This window comes from Mycobacterium sp., assembly GCF_035633495.1.
GTDB lineage: Bacteria > Actinomycetota > Actinomycetes > Mycobacteriales > Mycobacteriaceae > Mycobacterium.
The window spans coordinates 74,373-94,791 of the sequence record NZ_DASQEU010000149.1 but is presented as its reverse complement, the minus strand read 5'-3'; the positions used below and the strand labels follow the sequence as shown (position 1 = coordinate 94,791).

The window sequence follows — 20,419 nt, the reverse complement described above, 5'->3', positions numbered from 1 at the left end:
TCTAGGTACCGACTCGCTAGTGCCGCGGAACTCATCGCGCCTCGCCCGTGGAATGCTTCATTCGGGTGGAGTCAGGGCTGCTTCTGCCCGGGGATTCCCTCGTAGGCGATGTCGCCGGTCTTGAGGTTCTGAGCGGTCAGCTCACTGAGGCCGGCCAGGAACTTCGCGCGCTCGCTCACGACGTGCTGGTACGCCACGTCGACGTTGTCCTTGGTGATCGCGGGCATGAGAGTTGGCGCACGATTCCGTACAGGCCCTCGACCTCGCGTTCGGAGATGGCCGAGGTGGGTTCGTCGAGCATCACGACCTGCGCGCCGGTGCGGGCCGCCTTGACGATTTCCACGATCTGCCGCAGGCCGACCGGCAGGCTACCCATCCGGGCGGTGGGCTAGATGGCCACGTCGAACGCCGACAGCGTCTCCTTGGCCTCGGCGATCATAGCCCGACGGTTGAGGAACGGCCCGCGCCGCAGTTCCCGTCCCACGAAGAGGTTTTCGTAGACCGTCATGTCCTCGATGGAGGCCAGTTCTTGCGGAACGATCGCCACGCCGTGCCGAACGGCGTCGCGCGGATTGCCCAGGGCCAGATGGGTGCCCTGCACCGACACCGACCCGCCGTCGGCGCTGTACTGGCCGCTGACGATCTTCATCCGCGCCACGGTGGCGCCCGCTTCGGCGAGTCCGAACGCGAACGCCCGCCCGAGGCCCTGGTTTCCGCCGGTCACCAGCGCGGTGCGCCCGGTCAGATCGAACGGTGAACGGGTGCTCGTGACGGCACTCTCCTTCATGTCGGGACGACGATCGACTTGAGACTGGCCGGATCGGTGTCGCTGTCCAGCGCCTCACCCACGTGTTCCAGGTCGTATCGACCGGTGACCATGCCGTCGAGGTCGACTGCGCCGGATGTGACGAGATGTATTGCTGCAGGCCAGGTATCGGTGTAGCGAAACACGCCCGTCACGTTGATCTCCATGTTCTGGATGTAGCCGACCGGCAGCGCGACGTCGCCCGAACCCATGCCGACCAGGACGACGTGCCCGGCCGGGCCGACTGCCTTGATGCCGCTCACCACGGCGGGCGCCGCGCCACTGGCGTCGACGAAGGCGTCCACCTGAGGATCGAGCGCGGCGACGTCATCGACCATCGGATCGATCACCTCGGTGGCACCGAAGCGCAGCACACTCTCCCGTCGTGACTCCAGGGGATCCGACACGACGACCCGGGCGGCGCCGAAGGCACGGGCGGCCTGCGCGCACATGACGCCGATGGGTCCGGCGCCCGCGATGAGGATCGAGGTTCCCGGAGCCACCTGCGCCTTGCGCATGGTCGTGATCGCCACCGACAGCGGCTCGAGCAGTGCGGCGGCCTCATCGGACATGGAATCCGGCACCGCATGGGCGAATTCGGCATCGATGGTCACGTAGCCGCAGAATGCCCCGTCGATCGGCGGGGTGGCGTAGAACTCCATGTACGGGCACAGGTTGTAGCGCCCCGCGGTGCACTGCTTGCAGCGCCTGCATGGATGCTGCGGCTCGACCGCCACCCGCTGGCCGACGCGGGTCGGGTCGACTCGTTCTCCCACGGCCGCGATGCGACCCGACAGTTCGTGACCGAGGATCATCGGTTGCTCGACGACGAAGTCGCCGATCCGTCCGTGGCGGTAGTAGTGCACGTCCGAGCCGCAGACTCCGACCGCCGCAACCTCGACCAGCACCTCGTGCGGTCCCGGTGTCGGGACGGCGCGGTCCTCGATCTCCAGCGTGCCGACGCCAGTCATCACACTGGCGCGCATGGTTTCGGTCATATCGCTTCCCTTCGTTCGGAGGCCAGTAGCGCACGGCCGACGACCACCTGCTGGACGCCGGCAGCAGCGCACAGTGGCGCAATCTCCTTGGTGACACCGCCGTCGACGGCCACGGGTAGCTCGGAGAACCGCGTCGTGCAGGCGGTGACGAGACCCAGCCGGTCCAGTCGGCAACGATTCTTGGTGCCGGGCTCGATGAGCATCACCAGAACGCCGTCGGGATCGGCAGGCCATTGCGGATCGCCGAGGCCGTCCCATTCCCGCCACACGGCGATCCAGGCCGCGCCGCCGAGCGCGCGGATCGCGTGAGCGCGTTCAGCGGTGAATGCCTGCCAGGACAGAAACACGACCCCTGGGCGCAGGGCCAGGATCTTCGGCAGCACGGCGTCGACGAAGTCACCGGATCCGGTGAGGTGCACGCCGATCCTCTCTCGATCGACGGCAGCCGAAATCATTTGCAGCTCAGCCAGACTCACACCCGGAGGTAGTCCCTCCGACACGGCCATCACGTCGACGTGCACGTCGAGTCCGGTGTCGGCCAGCGTCTGCGCGGCAGCCACCCGGGAATCGGGCGCCGCATAGACGGATCCGGCCAGCAAGCCGGGAAAGTCCTGGTGCCACGTCGCGAGCGCGGTCACGACGCGCCTCCGCCCTCGAGCATCGGCGACGCCGCAAGTGCCGCCCACCGCTTCCGCAGGGCGTCGACGTTCCGACCGTGTTGGCGAGGCTCGACCCGCGCCCTTGCGTCGGGCAGCCACTGCTTGGCGAGGTCGACGAGCCCGGCACGGTCGGTGCGCGACGCCACGGCGGCCGCCTGGATGCACGCACCGCGTGCGGTCGCCTCGTCGACGTCGGGCAGCGTCACCTCGTCACCGAGTAGATCCGCCAGCAGCTGAAGGGTCGCGGGCGACCGCGTTCCGCCGCCGACGGCCGTTGCGGCGCCGCCGAGTTCGACGCCGCAGGCCACGAGGCTGTCACGTCCGGACAACAGCGATAGCAGCGGGCCCTCGACGAAGGCGCGGGCAAGCTCCTCGCGAGTGGTCAGAGAGGTGACGTCGGCCAAGGCGCCACGCGCGTCGGGCCGGTTGGGGGTGCGTTCGCCGTCCAGGAACGGCACCAGAATCGGGCCCTGGGTGGGGCCGGCCGCCAGCGCCAGTTCGGAGATCCCGGCGAGGTCGGTGCCCAACAGCACGGCTGCCCGGTCGACGACCCTGGCGGCGTTCAGCGTGCTCATCAATGGCAGATACCCGCCGGTCATGTCGGCTACACCATCGACGGCGCCGGTCGTGTCGAACACCGGCCCCCGTGAGGACGTCGCCACGACGCCCGAGGTGCCGATGCCGAAGTACTGGTCGCCATCGGTGAGGCCCAGCCCGAGGTACGCCGCGTGTTGATCACCGCCGCCCGCACCTACCAACACTCCGTCGCCGGCGCCGAGTCGAGCTGCCTGCGCGGGGCGAACGGTGCCGGCTGCCTCGGCGGGGCCGAGGACGGTCGGCAGCTTGGTGGACCAGTCCCGGTCGCCTGCGGCCAGTTCGAGATAGGACGGAATCCACTGTCCTTCAACGGCATCGAAGTATCCGGTGCCGGACGCGCCGGATCGGTCGGTCACCTTCTCTCCGGTGAGCCAATGGGTCAGATAGTCGTGCGGCAGGAGCACCGCCGCCACGCGATCGAGCAGACCGGGCTCGTGCTCGGCGACCCACGCCAGTTTGGCGATGGTGAACGCGGCGGTCGGCAACGTGCCGATGCGCATCACCCAGCGGCGGGCGCCGATGCGCTCGACCAGCCGGGCCAGGTTTGGCGCGCCGGTGGTGTCGTTCCAGAGTTTGGCCGCGCGCAGCACCTCGCCGTTCCCGTCGAGGAGGACCAACCCGTGGCACTGCGCCGCGACGGAGATCGCACGGACGTCGGGCCGCTCGTCGCACCTGCCCATCGCCTGGCTCGTCGCCGCGACGAGAGCGTCGATCCAGTCGTTCGGGTGCTGTTCGCTGCGTGGCGGGAACCCCGGTGGGTGGGGCGCCGAACCCGAACCGAGGAGCCTCCCCGTGGTCAGGTCGCGGATCTCGACCTTGCACGACTGTGTCGACGAGTCGACGCCCATCACCGCGGAAGTCGTCATGCGCCCTGCACCACCGGCGCAGCCTCGTCGCCCGGACGGTGTCCGCGGACGCCGACGCCGCCTGCCGGGTGGCTGTCGATGACGTCTCCGACGGTGTGGCCGCGCATCGACATCGTCACGACGGCGACCGCGTCGCTCCAGGCGCCGACCGCGAGAGTGCTTGCCATGGCGATCATGTCGCCGGGATCTGCGTCGGCAGGCGTCGGTGGGAGGGCAGCCACGCTGCCTGCAGCGACGGCGAACGGCCAGGCGGGGCTCTCGGTCACGGCGACGACGTGGATGCCGCGTCGGCCGAGTCGTTCGACGAGGTTGGTGAGTTCGTGGCTCTGACCGGTCTTGGAGATGGCGACGACCAAGTCGGAGGTGGTGATGGCGCCCATTCCGCCGTGCAGGGCGTCCATCGACGGCAGGTACACCGCGGGTGTTCCGCATACCGAGAGCAGGTGGGCCAGGCGCTCGGCCATGATCCCCGAGGTGCCCGAGCCGGTCGTGACGACCTTGCCGGCGATGCCGATCATCTGCCGGGCGATGGCAACGACGCTCGACTCGTCGGCCCCGACCAGCGCGGAGAGCGCGGCAGACTCGCGAGACAACACGGCGCCGGCCAATGAGGCCAGGCCGGTGTCGTCCTTGCTCATCTGGTAGCCCCGATACTCATGTGTTTCCTTGTGATGTGGATGATGCGATGCATATGCTCACATGTCAACGCCGCTGCACATATGTGCAGAGGCGGGACGAGCCAGCGGCTCAGGATCCGGGGGAGGCGGCCTATGGGACCCGATGAGTCGTTCCAGCGCGCGGTGATCGCCCGTCGTTATTACCTGGAGGGGCGCACCCGAATTCAGATCGCCGGGGAGTTCGGGTTGTCCCGGTTCAAGGTCGCCAGGATGCTCGACGAGGCCGTCGAGTCGGGCATGGTCGACATCAAGATTCACAATCCCGGCGCCATCGACGTCGAACTCTCGACCGCCCTGCAGTGCCAATACGGACTCGAGCACGCGTACGCGGTCGCGGCCGACTCGACCAACACCGCCGACCACGTCGATGCGGTCGCCAGAGCGATGGCCGAACTGCTGCAATCGATTCTGCGCGCCGGCGACGTCGTCGGCGTCGACTGCGGCCGCACCCTGACACACATCGCGCCGTACCTGACGTCGCTACCCCGCTGCGACGTCGTACAACTCACGGGAATGGCAGGTGGCATCACCTCGAACGGCACCGACCTGGTGCGGCGGATCAGTGAGGTCAGTGGCGGCGAGTCGTGGCCGCTCTATGCACCGCTCGTCGTGACGGACGCGCGCACCGCGCAGAGCCTGGGTGACAACCTCCAGATCCGCGAGGCGATCGACCGTCAATCCTCGGTCAGCTGCGCGATCGTGTCGGTCGGTGCGTGGAGCCCCGGTGCATCGCAGGTGTACGAGTCGTTGTCCGCCGAGGAGGCTGGGGCGCTCGCTATGGCCGGTGTGTGCGCCGAAACCTGCGCATTGCTACTGGACGCCGACGGCCAGCGGGTCCCCGGGCTCGACGAGCGCAGGATGGGCATCGACGAACCGGTGCTACGCGGCATTCCGACCAGGATCGCCATCGCTGCGGGCAAGGAGAAGGCAGCTGCCACGAAGGCCGTCCTGAAGTCCGGCCTGGTGTCGTCGCTGGTCACCGACGTCGACATCGCCACCGCAGTCCTCGATTGATCTGGCGCCGTGACTGGCCCGCTCGCAGCTGTCGGGCCGCGTCGTTGCGGACGAAGCCCAACTTCTCGATCGCGGCGTGCACCCGCGCGACCGTGGCCGGCGTGACCCGCTCCGGGGCGTTGAGCACGTTGGACACCGTGCCGACGGACACCGATGCCGCTGCGGCGACCTCGCGGATTCCGGCGGACACGAGGATTACTTGCCGGTCAGGGACCGCGGCGCCAACCGCACCAGTTGCGTGACGTGGTCGGGGTTCAGCTCTTCCAGGCAGGTCACGCCCAGCAGGCGCATCGTGCGCTCGACCTGGCCCGAGAGGATTTCGATGGCACGGTCGACACCGGCCTCGCCGCCTGCCATCAGACCGTACAGGTAGGCGCGGCCGATCAACGTGAACCGTGCGCCCATGGCCACGGCGGCCACCACGTCGGCACCGGACATGATTCCGGTGTCGAGCATGACCTCGACGTCCTTGCCGACCTCGGCGGCCACCGCGGGCAACAGGTGAAACGGAATCGGTGCCCGATCGAGCTGGCGCCCACCGTGATTGGACAGCAGGATGGCGTCGACGCCCAACTCGGTCACCGCGCGGGCGTCGGCGACGGTTTGGATGCCCTTGACCACGAACTTGCCAGGCCACTGCGACTTGATCCAGGCCAGGTCGTCGAAGGTCACCGTGGGGTCGAACATGGTGTCCAGCAGCTCCGCCACCGTGCCCGACCAACGGTCGAGCGACGCGAACGCCAGCGGCTCGGTGGTCAGGAAGTCGATCCACCACTGCGGTCGCGGCAGCGCGTTGGCGATGGTGCGCAGCGTGAGGGCGGGCGGAATGGACATGCCGTTGCGCTTGTCGCGCAACCGGGCGCCCGCGACGGGGACGTCGACGGTTACCAGCAGGGTGTCGTAGCCGGCGGCCACCGCGCGCTCGACGAGCGCCATCGACCGGTCCCGGTCCTTCCACATGTACAGCTGGAACCAGTTGCGGCCCAGGGGGTTCGCGGCCTTGACGTCTTCGATCGCGGTGGTGCCCATCGTCGACAGCGAGAACGGAATGCCCGCCCTCGCCGCGGCGTGCGCACCGGCGATCTCACCCTCGGTGTGCATCATGCGGGTGAATCCGGTGGGCGCGATTCCGAACGGCAAGCTCACCGGCGCACCGAGGACGTCCCACCCGGTGCTGACCTTCGACACGTCCCGAAGGATGGCAGGGTGGAATTCGATGTCGGAGAACGCCTGCCGCGCACGCGCGATGGACAGTTCGGCCTCCGCGGAGCCGTCGGTGTAGTCGAACGCCGCCCGCGGGGTGCGCCGCTTGGCGATGCGGCGCAGGTCCTCGATCGTCAGCGCCTTGTCCAGCCTGCGCTTGGTGGCGTCGAACTCCGGCTTCTTGAACTGCATGAGCGGCGCAAGATCGTGTCTGCTCGGAAACCGTCTCTTCATCGTCAAACCCTTCCGGCCGGAGCCCGTTGCGGCTCGAAACGTTCAGTGGGCAGCGTGGTGGTCATGCTGCCACGCAGATCCTCGAGATCGCCGCGCAACAAGCCGTGTGCGCGAGCCTGAACCAGGACATTACCGATTGCGGTCGCCTCCACGGGGCCGGCGATCACCGGCGTGCCGACGCGGTCGGCGACCAGCTGACAGAGCAGGCGGTTTCTGGCGCCGCCACCGACCAGGTGAACCGTCTCGACCGGAACACCCGACAGCGCGGCGGACTGGTCGACGCCGCGGGCGAATCCGGCGGCGAGGCTTTCGACGATGGTCGAGGTGGAAGTACTCGGTGAGCGGTGTCATCGCCTGGCCCGGCTTAACCCAGCGGGATTCTGAAAGAAGTCGGCCATGCCCGCCTGCCAGCGGCGAAGTCGTCGGTTTCGAGGTAGCCGACGACGAGCCCGTCGTCGGGCCGGACGAACAGGGAGTCGTTGCGCCAGCCTGCGTCGCGCTGGGCGCCGAGCATCGCGGGCCACACGTGGTCATGGGCGGCGACGTACGCGTCGACGCGGTCGGGTTTGAGCCGGAGCACGAAGCCTCGCGATTTCGGCGTGCTCGGTCGCGCTCACCGCAACCGTGCACGCCGAAATCGCGAGGGGTGCGCGCGGGGGTCAGGCGAGGGTGGCGTTCCCGTCGGCGTACACACGGACCTTGACGCCCGCAATGTCCTCGCGGGTACTGGCCTCGGCCTCCGAGGCGTCGATAATGACCGCGAGGGCACGGGTGCCGGCGGGCGTGCGGACGGCGAGGAACACCTTCTCCGCTACGCCGTCTCGGCTGACCGGCGTAGTCCACGACTCAACGGTCCCGACGCCCTCCCAGACGTCCTCGGCGACCCGCGTGGGTTCGGCGTCGACGGCGGATTGCAGCTCCTCCCAACGGAACTCACTGCTCGGCGGCTCGGTGCCGTAGACGCCGAAGCTGTGTTTGGTCAGGTAACCGCCGTTGGCCGTGACGAGGCCGAGCGTGCCGGGCGACGCCGCCAGTCGCTCCGCCATGGTGGCGATGGAGTGCGTGACGTAGTTGTTCCACGGCCCGCCCGCGAAGGTCAGACCGCCCGTCACCGTCAGCGGACGGTCGCCGTCGAGCGGCAGACCGAGCTCGCGTGCGGCGACCTGAACCGCCGAGGGGAAGCAGGAGTAGACGTCGACGAAGTCCATGTCGTCCACGCCCTTGCCCGCCAACTCGAGCGCCCGTCCACCGGCGATCCGGATGGCGGGTGAACGGTCGAACTCGTCGCGCTCGCCGATCAGATAGGTGTCGTGGGCGTCGGTGCCCGCATACGGGAACACCCAGCGGTCGGTCGGAATCTGGAGGTGCGTCGCCTTCTCCGCCGACATCAGGATCAGGGCCGCCCCCTGGTCGACCATGTTGTTGGAGTTCATCAGCTTGGTGTAGGGCCAGCTGATCATTCTGTTGCTCGGGCTAGGCTGCCAAATCTCCTCGGCGGTAACGGGATTGCGGTTCCAGGCGTGCGGGTTGGCCTGTGCGACGGCGCTGAAGCCGGCCCACAGCTCACCGATCCGACGGCGATGCTCGTCGGGCGTCTCCCCCGCCGTGATGCGCAACGCCTGCTCGAACATCGGGTAGACGAACGATGGTCGGTCCAGGTGAATGCGGAGTTCCACGGGGCCGGCCAGTGCGAACTCGTCGTCGGCGCCCTGCGGAACGGGCACGGTGTCGTCCTGCTTGGTGTAATCGAGTTTGCCGCCCGCCGCGCGCACCTTCGTGCGGGTGCGCCACGTCTCGGCGCCAGCGATGAGGATGGTGTCCGCGGAACCGCGTTGGATGTCCAGACAGGCCTGATTGACCAGCGACTGTGGGACGTTGCCACCGATGCTGGTGTACCGACCCTCCGCGTGGGGTGCCCGGATCCGTTGCGCAAGAAGCACACCGGGATTGCGGTACCGCCAGGACAGCAGGTTGACGATGCGCACCGACTCGACGGCTTCGAGCACCCGCGGATCGGCGGCGGCCCGAGTCGCCCGTTCCATCAGGTCGACGGGCTCGATCGCGGGATCACTGTCGCGTTGGTTGACCTGGCCGTAGCCGACGAGCACTGGTGTTCTGGGGTCCAGCGGCACTGTGAGCCTTTCTGCCGTGCGCGAGCGTGCGCGTTGTGGCGTTCAGCCGCGGCGTGTCGTCCGCAGACACGCACGCTCGCGGCAAAGAGAGAAGTTAGGCGGGGCCGACGCGGTAGATGGACTTCAGCGTCTGATACGCCGCGAGACCCTCCGGGCCCAGTTCGCGGCCCATGCCGCTGGCCTTGACGCCACCGAAGGGCGCCTGCATGTCCAGCTGGTAGTCGTTGACGCCGATCGTGCCGGTGCGGACGGCCCGGGCGATGTCGGTGGCGCGGTCGGCGTCGGTGGACCAGACCGTGCCGCCCAGACCGAACTCGCTGTCATTGGCGATGTCGATCGCCTCGCGGTCGGTGTCATACGGAATCACCGCGACCACCGGTCCGAAGATCTCCTCCTGCGCGATGCGAGCAGAGTTGTCGACGTCGGCGAAGACGGTGGGCGAGACGAACCAACCCCGCGGCTGATCCGCCGGAACCGAGCCGCCCGCAACGACTTTCCCGCCTTCTGCCTTGCCGATGTCGATGTAATTGAGCACGCGTTCGCGCTGGCGGGCGCTGACCAGCGGGCCGACCAGGGTGGTCTTCTCCAGCGGATCGCCGACGGTGAGGCCGTCCGCCAGCGCTGCCACCGCGTCGACCACCTCGGCGTACCGCGAGCGCGGTGCCAGGATCCGCGAGCTCAGATGGCACGTCTGGCCGTTGTTGATGAACGAGGCCGATCGCAGACCCTTGATGGTCGCATCGAGGTCGGCGTCGTCGAGGATGATGGCCGCGGACTTGCCGCCCAACTCCAGGGTGACCGGACGCAGCAGCCGCCCGCACATCTCGGCGATTACGCGGCCCGCCGCAGTGGAGCCGGTGAAGGCCACCTTGTCGACGCCGGGATGCTGCACCAGGTGCGCTCCGGCGACCGGGCCACCGGCCACGATGTTCAGCACGCCCGCCGGCAGGCCGGCTTCCTGGGCGGCTTCACCGAATATCAGTGCGTCCATTGCGGTTTCGGGAGCAGCCTTGAGCACCATCGTGCACCCCGCGGCGAGCGCGGGCGCGACCTTCATGGCCGCGAGTGCCTGGGGGTAGTTCCACGGCGTGATCGCTCCGACCACGCCGACGGGCTCACGACGCACGATGGTGTGCCCGATCATCGCGGGCCGGATCTCCTCCTCGTCGGACTGGCCGATCAGACCCGCGTAGTAGCGCAGCAGCGCCGCGGGGAAGGCCCCGTTAGAACCCCGCGACAGCCGGATCGGCATGCCGTTCTCGCGCGTGCACAACTCGTTGGTGGTCGACGAGCGCGCGGCCAGCGCGTCGGCGAAGCTCATCAGGATCGCGGCGCGTTCGGCCGCGGGGGTGGCGCGCCATCCGTCCAGCGCCGCGCCCGCCGCGGCCACGGCGTCGTCGATCTCGGATTCGGTGGCCGACGAACCGTCGCCGAGGGGCTCACCGGTCGCCGCCTCGATGACCGGTTCCACCTTGTCGGCCTTGCGGAATCGTCCATCGACGAACAGCCTGCCGCCATCGAAGTCCGAAAACGTCGTCATGATGTGCTCCTCGTGTCTGGGCCGGACCATGCGAACAGCACGCCCTCGGCGATCAAGCGGTCGGTCTCGTCGGCGTCCAGATGCAGCACGTCGCCGACGATCTCCCGAGTCTGCTCCCCCGGCATCGGAGCGGGCCGCAGGGGCGCATCGGCGATCCGCCGGAAGGGCGCCGGATGAGTCTCGGCGGGCAGCGGTGCCGCGAAGAGGGGGTGCACGATGTCGGCGTAGAGGTGACGAAAGGCGAGCTGCGGGTCGGCGAGGACGTCGACCGCGCGGTTCATCGGGCCGGCGGGCACACCGGCGTCCTGGACCGCCTCGACGACCTCACCCTTGTCCCGAACCGCTGTCCACTCCGACAGCTTGTCGATGAATTCCGCTCTGCTGCTTGCCAACTCGTCGATACACATTACCTTGGCCAGCGCGACGCGATCGTCGTCCGAGCGCACGGAGATGACGCACCACTCGTCATCGCCCGCACACGGGTAGACGGCGTGGACCGCGTCGTCGTCGTCGACGTCGAGCCCGGCGGCACGCGCGGCATCGGTGACGTAGGACGTAGCGAGCTGGTTGACGGCGGCCTCGGCCTGCGAGATGTGCACGTGCGCACCCGCGTCGGCGTCGTGCCGGTTGACGAGTACCGCCAGGGTGGCGATCGCGGTGATCCTGGCGACGACGTGGTCCGGGAAGATCGTGGTCGAATCGTAGAAACCGGCGTCGTCCGCGTCGTCCGACGTCCACAGTCTGCTGACGCCGGTGGTGGCGCGCACCAGCGGCCCGTAGCCCATCCGACCGCTCCACGGGCCGGTCGAGCCGAAGGCGCTGCTCTCGGCGAGGACGATGCGCGGGTTGAGACCGCACAGCTCGTCGTAGGAGAAGCCAAGGGAGTCAAGGGTTCCCGGCTTGAAGTTGGCGAACACCCCGTCGGACGCCGACACCAGGCGGCGGAAGATCGCGGCACCGTCCGGACGGCGCAGATCGAGACCGAGGCTGGACTCGTTGCGATGGGTCAGCGCCCAGGACCTGCTCATCGGCTGCCCGGGCGAGGTTTGCCGCAATCCGTCGGGATACGTCGCGCTCTCCACCTTGATCACCTCGGCACCGAGGTCGGCGAACAACCGGCCGAGCTCACCACCGGCGACGATGACGCCGAGGTCCAGGAGGCGCAGCCCCTCGAACGGACGGGCCCCCGGTTCGCGGCCCGACTGCTCCGACGGGCGCGGCGCGCCGAGCCACCGGCCGTCGTCGCCGCCCACCTCCGGGCATGGGCGCACGAGGCCCGCCCGGCGACCGTCGATCACGAACGGCCCCGACGGTACCGACAGCGTGGTGTTCGGCGCGACCCGTGTCTCGGTCAGCGCACCGACGCAGCGGAAGTGGTCCGAGGCGAGTGCTTGGGCGGGGCTGAGCACGGCGGCGATGGGGACGCCTCTGCGCTGCCCCTCGACGACGAGGGCGTCCATCGTCTGCGCCTCGAACAGGTCGGCGATGACGGCGTTGAGCTCCCCCGAGGCGGCGTAGCGGGCGCCGATCGACTCGAACTTCGGATCGGAGAACTGTTCGGGTTCGCCGAGCCAGGCCCGCATTCCGCGCCATTGGCGCGCCGACAGCAGGCAGATCCTGACGAACCCGTCGCGGCACGGGAACGTCGGGTAGATCTGTTGATTGCGTGGACGTCCGCGCCACAACTCGGCGGACGGCTTCCGCCCGACGGCTGCCTGCCCCTCCGAGCCGAGCGGCGGATCCAGGCACTGGACGACTGCCTCGAATCGGGAGAAGTCGATGTAATCGCCTCGGCCGCAGCGCAATCGGTGGTAGTAGGCGACAAGCGCGACCCAGGCGGCCTGGACCGCGGCGGTGGCAGAGGCGATCCCGTACGGCGGCAGGACGGGGCGACCCGTGGTGGGGCCCGACCGTGACAGTGCCGTGGACATCGCGTAGAGCACGGCGTCGGTGGCTTGCCACTCCGCGCGAGGACCCGACGTGCCGAAGTCGGTGACCTCGAGTACGACGAGGTGTTCATACCGGGCCGCTAGGTCGGCGGCAGAGGCACCGAATGCCGTGGCGCCGACGGGTCCCTCAGCGTCGACGAGGATGTCGGCCCCGCCGACGAGCTCGGCGAAGCGGTCGCGATCACTCGCCTCGAGCGGGTCGAGCACGGTGCTGCGCTTGTTCGCGTTCTCCAGCGCGAAGGAAACCGATACTCCCGCCACGGTGGGCCGGGCCGTGCGGTGTGCGGCGCCGCCCGGCGCTTCGACCTTGAGCACGTCGGCGCCCAGATCGGCCAGAAGCCTGCTCACGCCGTCGGAACTCGGGCCACCGGTGTCCAGCACCCGCACCGACGCCAGAAGCTGACACGTGTCAAGCATGCGGACCAGTATCGTTCAGCGACCCCCAAGGGTGCTTGGCGGGTCCCTACTCGTTGTCCCCGCCCGTCGCGGCGGTCGCGGCGATCTCGGACGACGAGACGGCGCCGCGGGCGTCGGGCCAGATCCAGTCCCGGACTTCGGGGACGTCGTCACCGTGTATGCGCGTGTACTCGCGGGCCGCGATCCGCGCATCGACCATCTCCTGGCGGAAGGTCGCATACCTCGTCTGCAGCGACGGCACGCGGTCGACGACGTCGATCGCCAAGTGGAAGCGGTCGAGATCGTTCAGCATCACCATGTCGAACGGGGTGGTCGTGGTGCCCTCCTCCTTGTAGCCCCGCACGTGAAAGTTGTCGCTGCCGGTGCGGCGGTAGATCAGCCGGTGGATGAGCCACGGGTACCCGTGATAGGCGAAGATGACCGGCTTGTCGGGGGTGAAGACCATGTCGAAGGCCTTGTTGGACAGACCGTGCGGATGCTCGGTCGCGTCCTGCAGTCGCATCAGGTCCACGACGTTGACGAATCGGATCTTCAGGTCTGGAATGTGCTTTTTGAGAAGGTCCACCGCGGCGAGTCCCTCGAGCGTCGGGACGTCACCCGCAGTGCCGATGACGACGTCGGGTTCCTCACCGAGTCGCTCGGTGCCCGCCCACTCCCAGATGCCCAGACCTCTGGTGCAATGCGCGACGGCTTCCTCCATGGTGAGGTAGTTCGGGGCGGGTTGCTTGCCCGCGACGACCACGTTGACGTACTGCCGCGACCGCAGACAGTGGTCGTAGGTCGACAGCAGGGTGTTCGCATCCGGCGGTAGGTAGACCCTCACGACCTCGGCTCGCTTGTTTACCACGTGATCGATGAACCCGGGATCCTGATGGCTGAACCCGTTGTGGTCTTGGCGCCAGACATGGCTGGACAGTAGATAATTCAAGCTGGCGATCGGTCGGCGCCACGGTATGTGGTTGGTGACCTTGAGCCATTTGGCGTGCTGATTCATCATCGAGTCGATGATGTGGATGAACGCTTCGTAGCAGTTGAACATGCCGTGCCGTCCAGTGAGCAGGTAGCCCTCCAGCCAGCCCTGGCACTGGTGCTCGGACAGCATCTCGACCACTCGCCCGACGCGGGCCAGGTGATCGTCGACCTCCGGAGAGAAGTACTCGGCATTCCACTGTTTGTCGGTGGCATCGAACACGCCCTGTAGACGGTTCGATGCGGTCTCGTCCGGCCCGAAGATGCGAAAGTTGTGGGGATTGAGGCGCACCACGTCGGTGAGCCAGCTTCCGAGAACCCTGGTGGCCTCGGCCATCGTCGCGCCGGGACCGGGCACGTCCACGCCGTACTTCCGGAAGTCGGGCAGCCGCAGGTCCTTGAGTAGCAGCCCGCCGTTGGTGTGGGGGTTGTCGCTCATCCTGAGTTGCCCCGTCGGTGCCAGCTCGGCGATCTCCGCGTTGAGTGTCCCGTTCTCGTCGAAAAGTTCGTCGACCCGATAGGAAGCCAACCAGTCGGCCAACACCTGCAGATGCTCAGGGGTGTCGCGGGCATTGGCGAGCGGAACCTGATGTGCGCGCCAGGATCCAGTGGTCTTCTTGCCGTCGATGTAGGCGGGCCCGGTCCAACCCTTAGGAGTGCGGAAGACGATCATCGGCCAACGCGGTCGCTCTTCCTCGCCGGCGGCGGCCTTCAGCTTGATCTCAACGATCTCGTCGAGGACGGTGTCGAGCAGGGTCGCGAAACGGCGGTGGACGTCGGCATGGTCTTCCGCGTCAGTGCCCTCCGAGTCGTCGGCCACTTCGAAGAAGTACGGGTTGTGCCCGTAGCCGATCATCAGACTGCGCAGCTCCGCTTCCGGAATGCGAGCGAGCACAGTCGGATTGGCGATCTTGTAGCCGTTGAGATGCAGGATCGGAAGAACGACGCCGTCCTGGGCCGGGTTGGTGAACTTGTTCGAATGCCAGCTCGTCGCCAACGCGCCGGTCTCTGCCTCCCCGTCACCGACCACTGCAGCGACGAGCAGATCGGGATTGTCGAACGCCGCGCCGTAGGCGTGCGAGAGCGCGTAGCCGAGCTCGCCGCCCTCGTGGATCGACCCCGGAGTCTCGGGAGCGACATGCGACGGAATGCCGCCAGGGAAGGAGAACTGCCGGAACAGCCGTCGCATGCCCTCGGCATCCGGGGTGACGTCGGAGTAGACCTCCGAATAGGTCCCGTCGAGGTAGGCGTTGGCCACCAGACCGGGACCGCCGTGGCCGGGACCCGTGACGTAGATCGTCGGCTGCTCGCGGGCCTTGATCGCCCTGTTGAGATGCGCGTAGAGGAAGTTGAGGCCCGGGGTTGTGCCCCAGTGTCCGAGCAGTCGGGGTTTCACGTCGTCGCGGGAGAGTGGCGTGCGCAGCAGTGGATTGCTCAGTAGGTAGATCTGCCCGACGGACAGGTAGTTCGCGGCGCGCCACCAGCCATCCAACCGGGCGAGGGTCGCATCGCTCAGCGGATCGGGTGCGGCGGCACTCCAGGCGGTCATCGAGTCGGTCATCGGAACACGCTCCTACGGCGTCGGGGCGACGCCCTACCTGCCATCCAACCGTCGGCGCGGTCTCGCCGCTTGGGCGGGCTCGGGAATTCATCTCCCGGTCACCTGGGTGGTGAGTCGCCCGAACCATCGCTTCTGACCTGGGCAAACCTCCAGACACGTATGCTCATACAGTTATGTCTGACCTCGCCGCGGCCGAAGCGCCACCTCATCCGCTGATCGGTCAGCTGTCGGCTCTGCATCACTTGCGCGTCTACGTCGACATTGGCGTCGTGGTCGTGGTCCTGGCCCTGACGAACCTCCTCGCACACTTCACCACCCCGCTGGCGAACATCGTCGTGGTACCTGCGGCGGCGATCGGCCTAGTGCTCCTGGTGCGGTCCCGCGGTCTGGGCTGGAACGAGCTGGGACTCGGTCGCGACCAATGGCGCTCCGGGGCGTGGTATGCGCTCGGAGCCGTCGCGCTGGTCGGGACGGTCATCGTCGCAGGTGCGCTGCTGCCGTGGACGCGGCCGATGTTCATGAACGACCACTACGCCACGATCTCCGGTGCGCTACTCGCGTCAATGATCATCATCCCGCTGCAGACGGTCATCCCCGAGGAGCTCGCCTTTCGCGGGGTCCTGCACGGTGCGCTCGACCGGGCCTGGGGATTCCGCGGTGTCGCTGCGGCGGGCTCACTGCTGTTCGGCATGTGGCACATCGCGACGTCGTTCGGTCTGACCAGTAGCAACGTCGGATTCACTGATCTGTTCGGCGCGGGCGTCCTCGGCATGACCGCGGGTGTGGTGATGGCCGTGATCGCCACGGGAGCGGCAGGATTCGTGTTCACCTGGCTGCGCAGGCGCAGCGGCAGCCTGATCGCCCCCATTGCGCTGCACTGGTCGCTGAACGGCCTGGGCGCGCTCGCAGCAGCGGTGGTCTGGCACCTCTCGACCTAGCTACCCCGGCGGACGGCGCCTGGCCCGGAACTCGCGGTTCTTCAACTTGTTGCCACACGTCGCCATGTCGCACCACGTCCCGCCGTGGTTGCGTGAGCGGTCGTAGAACGCCCAGCGGCAGGCGTCGTTCGCGCAGGCCTTCATGTGAGTCCAGGTGCCGTCGAGTTGGGCATCCTTGACGACCAGCAGGAGCGACAGCAGTCGTGCGCGCACCGAGTCACCTTCGGCGGCGAGGGATATCCGGCCGCTGTCGTCGAGGTCGGCTCGGATCGCGCTGGACGCGGCGACCGCGCGCAACGGCGCAGTGACCGTCGGATCGGGTGTAGTTCCGCCCGAGTTGTGCATCACCAGGGCACGCAGACCCTCCCTCACGTCTGCGACGAGGCGAAGGTCATCCTGACTCGGGGTGGCCCCAGCTCGCAGCAGGCCGTTGTCGACGAGCCACGGGCGGGCGTCGTCGACGCCGGCCAACCGATCCTGGCCGGATTCCAGGTCGATCGTGTTGATGAACGCCTGGATGACCCGCAAGGGACCCGGCGCCGGTTTGGCTTCGACGTCGCCGAGCCACGGTGTTGACGTCATCCGCCCATGGTATGCCACCGTGACCGGTATTGAGTCTTGACTAGTCATTCGTGACCGGTCTAGCCTCGACGTAGGTCACGAATGAGAGCGATGACGATGACACCACGAAACGGCATCCCGGGCTATGTCACGAGCGCAGCGGCGGCCAGCGCGTCGAGACGGAAGATCCACCCAATCCGGCTGGCCGACGTGCCATTCTCAGGACGTATGTGGGCACGGCTGTTCGCCGCACGCTACGACCAGCAGATCGAGAACGGCGTCGCGATCGCAGCGGGAACTCCCCTGGCTGCGCACTACTCGCGGTTGGCCTCGCGTCGCGAGCGCGAGGACATGGCAGAAGCGCTCACGCACTTGTTGCAGGACGCGGGTCGTATGCCACACGAAGGGCGTGCCACGATGCGGGTGCCCATCCGCGCCGACGCCGTCCGGCAGTCCGCCGAGGTCGTCGAGGACGTGCTGGGACGTCTGGCGGGGCCGCTACCCGTCCGGGCCCGCGGGATGGCGCGACTGCGCATCCTGCTCAGCGACGGCCGCGGCCCGGTCTACCGCGCCGGCCACGGCACGCTCGCCGCCGCAATGCGCGGCGTGTTGGCGGCGATGTAGTCGCCGCGGCGCTACCTCTTACGCACCGCACCGACGATCGCCAACAGGATCACCGATCCGAGAATCGCCGTGAACAGCGTGAACCACCAGCCGCCCCCCGCGGTGTCGAGGAAGAAGCTCAACAGGAAGCCGCCGATGAGCGCGCCCACGATCCCGATGACGATGTTCATCAGGATCCCCGAGCCGCCGCCCTTGACGATCTTGCCCGCGATCCAGCCCGCGAGCGCTCCGATGATGATGTAGCCGATCCACCCCACGCTGGTGAGGGTGCTGGATCGTGCCGCCAGAAACTCCGTTGCCGCAATCATGTTCATGACGAACTCCTGCCTGTCGCCGGCCGAACCAGCGCACCCGCTGGTTCGTGTTCAGGTGTACCCGCGAAGGGTAACGATTGGGCACCCGAAAGGTGCACGTTCGTCAGTCGATTGCGAGCGTCCCGGGTATCAGGCGGGTGGCAGCATCTCCGGCGGAGCGTCCGTCACCGGTACCGGGACACCGACGCCGGGCCGTGGTGCCGGCGCGTTGGGATCCGGGGGCGGTGCGTTCGGGTCCGGCGCGGGTGGCGGCGGAGGTGGCGGCGGCGTGAACGGCCGGATCGACTGCGCGAGCGTGGCCGCGGCAACCTTGTCGACGGGATGGTTCGCCGAGCCCAGCCACACGACGAACCAACGCTGAGGGGTCCGCTGACCGCGCGGCGTTCCCGGGTCGGGCGCCTGACCGACGACGCCTGCCCAGATCTGCCCCGTGGGCTTGGCCGCGTCGGTGAACTTGACCTCGTAGGAGGAGAACGCGCCGGGCATTCCGGCCGCGTCGAGTGGACCGGCTTCCTGGCCCTGGCGGGTGCCCGCGAACGGCATGAAGAACTCGCCCATGTCGGAGGCCAGTCGGGTGGCGGCCTTCGAGTTGTCCGTCTCGGCGCCCGCGAACAGCTTGAGGTCGAGGCGGCCGAGCAACACGCTGGTGTCGGACGGGGCCTCCGCGCCGGCCTCGGGGATCTTCGTCAGCAGCGCCTGGCCGTAGGACAGCTGGGTGTTGTCCGACAGCTTCCAGCCGGCCGGGACCACGTAACTGAACCCGCCTGCCGCGTTGTCGACGCGGCCCGGTTCCGGGGGCGGCGCGGGCGGCGCGTTCGGATCGGCGGGAGGCGGCGGCGGCGCGTTCGGATCGGCGGGAGGCGGCGGGGGCGCGTTGGGGTCGACCGGGGCCGGGGCCGGCGCGGGCGCGGGTGGCGCGGGTGCGGGTGCGGGTGCGGGCGCAGGTGGCGGCGGAACGGGATCTGCGTAGGCGACGGGGCCTGGAAGAGCAAGGGTCACCGCGGTGAGGCCCGCGACGGCGGCCGTGGCCAACGCCTTGGGGATGCTCCTGCGTCGTGGAGGGTGCTGCATGGGGAAGAAACTACCGTGTTACAGCCGTGACGCAAGTGTGAGTTGCTCTTAGAGTGTCAAACTTGGAAGTTGCTGTAAGGCCGAAATTGGTGGCGGGAGCATAGTTCGCCAATTGCTGGCGGTAAGCGGACACGACGAGGTGCCCGCGCGGTGCGCGGGCGGATATTGCTTTGTTGATCGTGCTGGCCGCCACGGCCGTTACCGGGCGGGGTGAATCGACACTTCTTGGGACTTGACCGTGAAGTAGACGCGTTCCCCGGGGCCGAGTCGCAGGTCTGCCGCAGACTCGGCGGTGATGTCGGCGGACAACCCCGGCGACCCGTCGGGCTGTTGGTCGGCCCGGACTCTGATGGCCGGGCCCCGGCTGTCGAGTTCGGCGATGACGACCTCGACGGTGTTGCGTGGGCTTCCGTGTGGTTTGTCGCGGTACACCGCCACGGCCGAGGGGTGGAAGGTGGCGGCGACGGGATCGCCTCGCCGGACGCCGCCGGCGGCGTCATCGAAACCGCCGTGCCAGACCTGCTGCCAGTCGGTCACCAGCGTGGTGCCCGGCCCGGCCCGGCCGCTCACCAGGTTGATCCCCGCGAATCGTGCCCCGAAGCTGCTGCGTGGAGCAGCCAGGACGTTGGCGGTCCGGCCGGATTCCACGATGCGGCCCGACTCCAGGACGATGACGCGGTCGGCGAGGGTCACGACGTCGAGCAGGTCGTGGGTGACGAGTACCGACGACCGGCCGTCGCGGACCAGGACGCGACGCAACACCGCGCGCATCGCCGCGGCGGCGCCTACGTCGAGTCCGGCCAGGGGTTCGTCCAGCAGCAGGACGTCGGGGTCGGCGGCCAGGGCGCGTGCCAACGCGACGCGCTGGGCCTGCCCACCCGACAGTTGGCGTGGCTTGCGGTCTGCCAGGTCCGCCGCCCCGACCTCGGCGAGCCAGTGTCCGACGGCGACTCGGGAAGCCTTGCGCACCAACCGTTTTCCGCTGCGGGCGCCGAATGCCACGTTGGCCGCCACGGACAGATGCGGAAACAGTAGGGGGTCCTGCATCAGCAGTCCGATGCGGCGGTCGTACGTTCCGACCCTTGTTCCGGTGGAGGCGTCGGTCAGCATCCGGTCGCCGACGCGCACCGATCCCAGGTCGGGTGCGACCAGGCCGGCGATGACGTGCAGGACGGTTGACTTGCCCGCGCCGTTGGGGCCCAGGATCGCCAGCACCTCGCCGGGCGCCACCTCAAGTTCGACGTCGACGCGTCGACTCTCGACGACCGCCCTCACCTCGACGCCACTCAC

18 protein-coding genes and 3 pseudogenes are annotated in these 20,419 nt (G+C 68.4%); 3 read left to right on the top strand and 18 right to left on the bottom strand.

Going from position 1 to position 20,419, the window contains the following annotated elements; all coding sequences use genetic code 11:
- Positions 1–71: 71 nt before the first annotated feature.
- The 6 genes and pseudogenes from VET27_RS22250 to VET27_RS22225 form a co-directional block, all read right to left on the bottom strand.
- A pseudogene (locus VET27_RS22250) lies at positions 72–230 on the bottom strand (xylitol/threitol ABC transporter substrate-binding protein); the annotation flags it as partial.
- Positions 230–787: pseudogene (locus VET27_RS22245) on the bottom strand (ATP-binding cassette domain-containing protein); the annotation flags it as partial. The pseudogenes VET27_RS22250 and VET27_RS22245, both read right to left, overlap by 1 nt.
- A complete protein-coding gene (locus VET27_RS22240) occupies positions 784–1,803 on the bottom strand; it encodes an NAD(P)-dependent alcohol dehydrogenase (RefSeq protein ID WP_526521773.1) in 1,020 nt (339 codons plus the stop codon). The pseudogene VET27_RS22245 and the gene VET27_RS22240, both read right to left, overlap by 4 nt.
- Positions 1,800–2,441: a ribulose phosphate epimerase gene (locus VET27_RS22235; protein WP_526521772.1), complete on the bottom strand. Its 642-nt coding sequence runs from the start codon at positions 2,439–2,441 to the stop codon at positions 1,800–1,802. The genes VET27_RS22240 and VET27_RS22235 overlap by 4 nt, the downstream gene beginning before the upstream one ends.
- Complete coding sequence (locus VET27_RS22230) at positions 2,438–3,925, bottom strand: FGGY family carbohydrate kinase (RefSeq protein ID WP_526521771.1); 1,488 nt, start codon at positions 3,923–3,925, stop codon at positions 2,438–2,440. The genes VET27_RS22235 and VET27_RS22230 overlap by 4 nt, the downstream gene beginning before the upstream one ends.
- Positions 3,922–4,563 (bottom strand): SIS domain-containing protein, encoded by a 642-nt coding sequence (locus VET27_RS22225; protein WP_526521770.1) that lies wholly within the window; start codon positions 4,561–4,563, stop codon positions 3,922–3,924. The genes VET27_RS22230 and VET27_RS22225 overlap by 4 nt, the downstream gene beginning before the upstream one ends.
- Before the next feature lie 132 nt (positions 4,564–4,695).
- Between VET27_RS22225 and VET27_RS22220 the strand changes: the two genes are divergently transcribed.
- Complete coding sequence (locus tag VET27_RS22220; RefSeq protein WP_526521769.1) at positions 4,696–5,616, top strand: sugar-binding transcriptional regulator; 921 nt, start codon at positions 4,696–4,698, stop codon at positions 5,614–5,616.
- A 7-nt stretch (positions 5,617–5,623) separates the two neighbouring features.
- On the opposite strand, the pseudogene VET27_RS22215 reads toward VET27_RS22220, so the two are convergent.
- From VET27_RS22215 to VET27_RS22180, 8 genes and pseudogenes are all read right to left on the bottom strand, one after another.
- Positions 5,624–5,794: pseudogene (locus VET27_RS22215) on the bottom strand (LacI family DNA-binding transcriptional regulator); the annotation flags it as partial.
- Between the two features lie 17 nt (positions 5,795–5,811).
- Complete coding sequence (locus tag VET27_RS22210) at positions 5,812–7,053, bottom strand: alpha-hydroxy acid oxidase (RefSeq protein ID WP_526521768.1); 1,242 nt, start codon at positions 7,051–7,053, stop codon at positions 5,812–5,814.
- 2 nt (positions 7,054–7,055) lie between these two features.
- On the bottom strand, positions 7,056–7,370 hold the full coding sequence (locus VET27_RS22205; protein WP_526521781.1) for an FGGY-family carbohydrate kinase: 315 nt from the start codon (positions 7,368–7,370) through the stop codon (positions 7,056–7,058).
- Positions 7,371–7,417: 47 nt separating this feature from the next.
- Positions 7,418–7,633 carry an L-rhamnose mutarotase gene (locus VET27_RS22200; RefSeq protein ID WP_526521767.1) on the bottom strand — a complete coding sequence of 72 codons (216 nt, stop codon included), beginning with the start codon at positions 7,631–7,633 and terminating at the stop codon, positions 7,418–7,420.
- 79 nt (positions 7,634–7,712) lie between these two features.
- Positions 7,713–9,185 carry an acetyl-CoA acetyltransferase gene (locus tag VET27_RS22195; RefSeq protein ID WP_526521766.1) on the bottom strand — a complete coding sequence of 491 codons (1,473 nt, stop codon included), beginning with the start codon at positions 9,183–9,185 and terminating at the stop codon, positions 7,713–7,715.
- Between the two features lie 94 nt (positions 9,186–9,279).
- On the bottom strand, positions 9,280–10,725 hold the full coding sequence (locus tag VET27_RS22190) for an aldehyde dehydrogenase (protein ID WP_526521765.1): 1,446 nt from the start codon (positions 10,723–10,725) through the stop codon (positions 9,280–9,282).
- Entirely contained in the window at positions 10,722–13,091 is a 2,370-nt protein-coding gene (locus tag VET27_RS22185) for a CaiB/BaiF CoA-transferase family protein (RefSeq protein WP_526521764.1), read from the bottom strand. Before VET27_RS22185 ends, VET27_RS22190 begins: the two co-directional genes overlap by 4 nt.
- A 46-nt stretch (positions 13,092–13,137) precedes the next feature.
- Positions 13,138–15,609 (bottom strand): phosphoketolase family protein, encoded by a 2,472-nt coding sequence (locus tag VET27_RS22180; protein WP_526521780.1) that lies wholly within the window; start codon positions 15,607–15,609, stop codon positions 13,138–13,140.
- A 185-nt stretch (positions 15,610–15,794) separates the two neighbouring features.
- On the opposite strand from VET27_RS22180, the gene VET27_RS22175 reads away from it, so the two are divergent.
- Positions 15,795–16,559, top strand: coding sequence for a CPBP family intramembrane glutamic endopeptidase (locus VET27_RS22175; RefSeq protein WP_526521763.1), 765 nt, complete (start codon positions 15,795–15,797; stop codon positions 16,557–16,559).
- On the opposite strand, the gene VET27_RS22170 is transcribed toward VET27_RS22175, so the two are convergent.
- Complete coding sequence (locus VET27_RS22170) at positions 16,560–17,141, bottom strand: CGNR zinc finger domain-containing protein (protein WP_526521762.1); 582 nt, start codon at positions 17,139–17,141, stop codon at positions 16,560–16,562.
- Between the two features lie 90 nt (positions 17,142–17,231).
- On the opposite strand from VET27_RS22170, the gene VET27_RS22165 reads away from it, so the two are divergent.
- Positions 17,232–17,744: a hypothetical protein gene (locus VET27_RS22165; protein WP_526521761.1), complete on the top strand. Its 513-nt coding sequence runs from the start codon at positions 17,232–17,234 to the stop codon at positions 17,742–17,744.
- Between the two features lie 11 nt (positions 17,745–17,755).
- On the opposite strand, the gene VET27_RS22160 is transcribed toward VET27_RS22165, so the two are convergent.
- From VET27_RS22160 to VET27_RS22150, 3 genes are all read right to left on the bottom strand, one after another.
- Positions 17,756–18,058, bottom strand: a complete 303-nt coding sequence (locus tag VET27_RS22160) for a GlsB/YeaQ/YmgE family stress response membrane protein (protein WP_526521760.1) — start codon at positions 18,056–18,058, stop codon at positions 17,756–17,758.
- A 129-nt stretch (positions 18,059–18,187) separates the two neighbouring features.
- On the bottom strand, positions 18,188–19,129 hold the full coding sequence (locus tag VET27_RS22155) for an APA family fibronectin-binding glycoprotein (RefSeq protein ID WP_526521759.1): 942 nt from the start codon (positions 19,127–19,129) through the stop codon (positions 18,188–18,190).
- Positions 19,130–19,327: 198 nt separating this feature from the next.
- Positions 19,328–20,419: a sulfate/molybdate ABC transporter ATP-binding protein gene (locus tag VET27_RS22150; RefSeq protein ID WP_526521758.1), complete on the bottom strand. Its 1,092-nt coding sequence runs from the start codon at positions 20,417–20,419 to the stop codon at positions 19,328–19,330.

Coding starts and splice junctions, on each gene's coding strand:
- VET27_RS22225 (WP_526521770.1), bottom strand. CDS start 4,563: ATGAGCAAGGACGACACCGGCCTGGCCTCATTGGCCGGCGCCGTGTTG.
- VET27_RS22170 (WP_526521762.1), bottom strand. CDS start 17,141: ATGACGTCAACACCGTGGCTCGGCGACGTCGAAGCCAAACCGGCGCCG.
- VET27_RS22160 (WP_526521760.1), bottom strand. CDS start 18,058: ATGAACATGATTGCGGCAACGGAGTTTCTGGCGGCACGATCCAGCACC.
- VET27_RS22180 (WP_526521780.1), bottom strand. CDS start 15,609: ATGACCGCCTGGAGTGCCGCCGCACCCGATCCGCTGAGCGATGCGACC.
- VET27_RS22175 (WP_526521763.1), top strand. CDS start 15,795: ATGTCTGACCTCGCCGCGGCCGAAGCGCCACCTCATCCGCTGATCGGT.
- VET27_RS22240 (WP_526521773.1), bottom strand. CDS start 1,803: ATGACCGAAACCATGCGCGCCAGTGTGATGACTGGCGTCGGCACGCTG.
- VET27_RS22190 (WP_526521765.1), bottom strand. CDS start 10,725: ATGACGACGTTTTCGGACTTCGATGGCGGCAGGCTGTTCGTCGATGGA.
- VET27_RS22165 (WP_526521761.1), top strand. CDS start 17,232: ATGACGATGACACCACGAAACGGCATCCCGGGCTATGTCACGAGCGCA.
- VET27_RS22185 (WP_526521764.1), bottom strand. CDS start 13,091: ATGCTTGACACGTGTCAGCTTCTGGCGTCGGTGCGGGTGCTGGACACC.
- VET27_RS22230 (WP_526521771.1), bottom strand. CDS start 3,925: ATGACGACTTCCGCGGTGATGGGCGTCGACTCGTCGACACAGTCGTGC.
- VET27_RS22210 (WP_526521768.1), bottom strand. CDS start 7,053: ATGAAGAGACGGTTTCCGAGCAGACACGATCTTGCGCCGCTCATGCAG.
- VET27_RS22220 (WP_526521769.1), top strand. CDS start 4,696: ATGGGACCCGATGAGTCGTTCCAGCGCGCGGTGATCGCCCGTCGTTAT.
- VET27_RS22155 (WP_526521759.1), bottom strand. CDS start 19,129: ATGCAGCACCCTCCACGACGCAGGAGCATCCCCAAGGCGTTGGCCACG.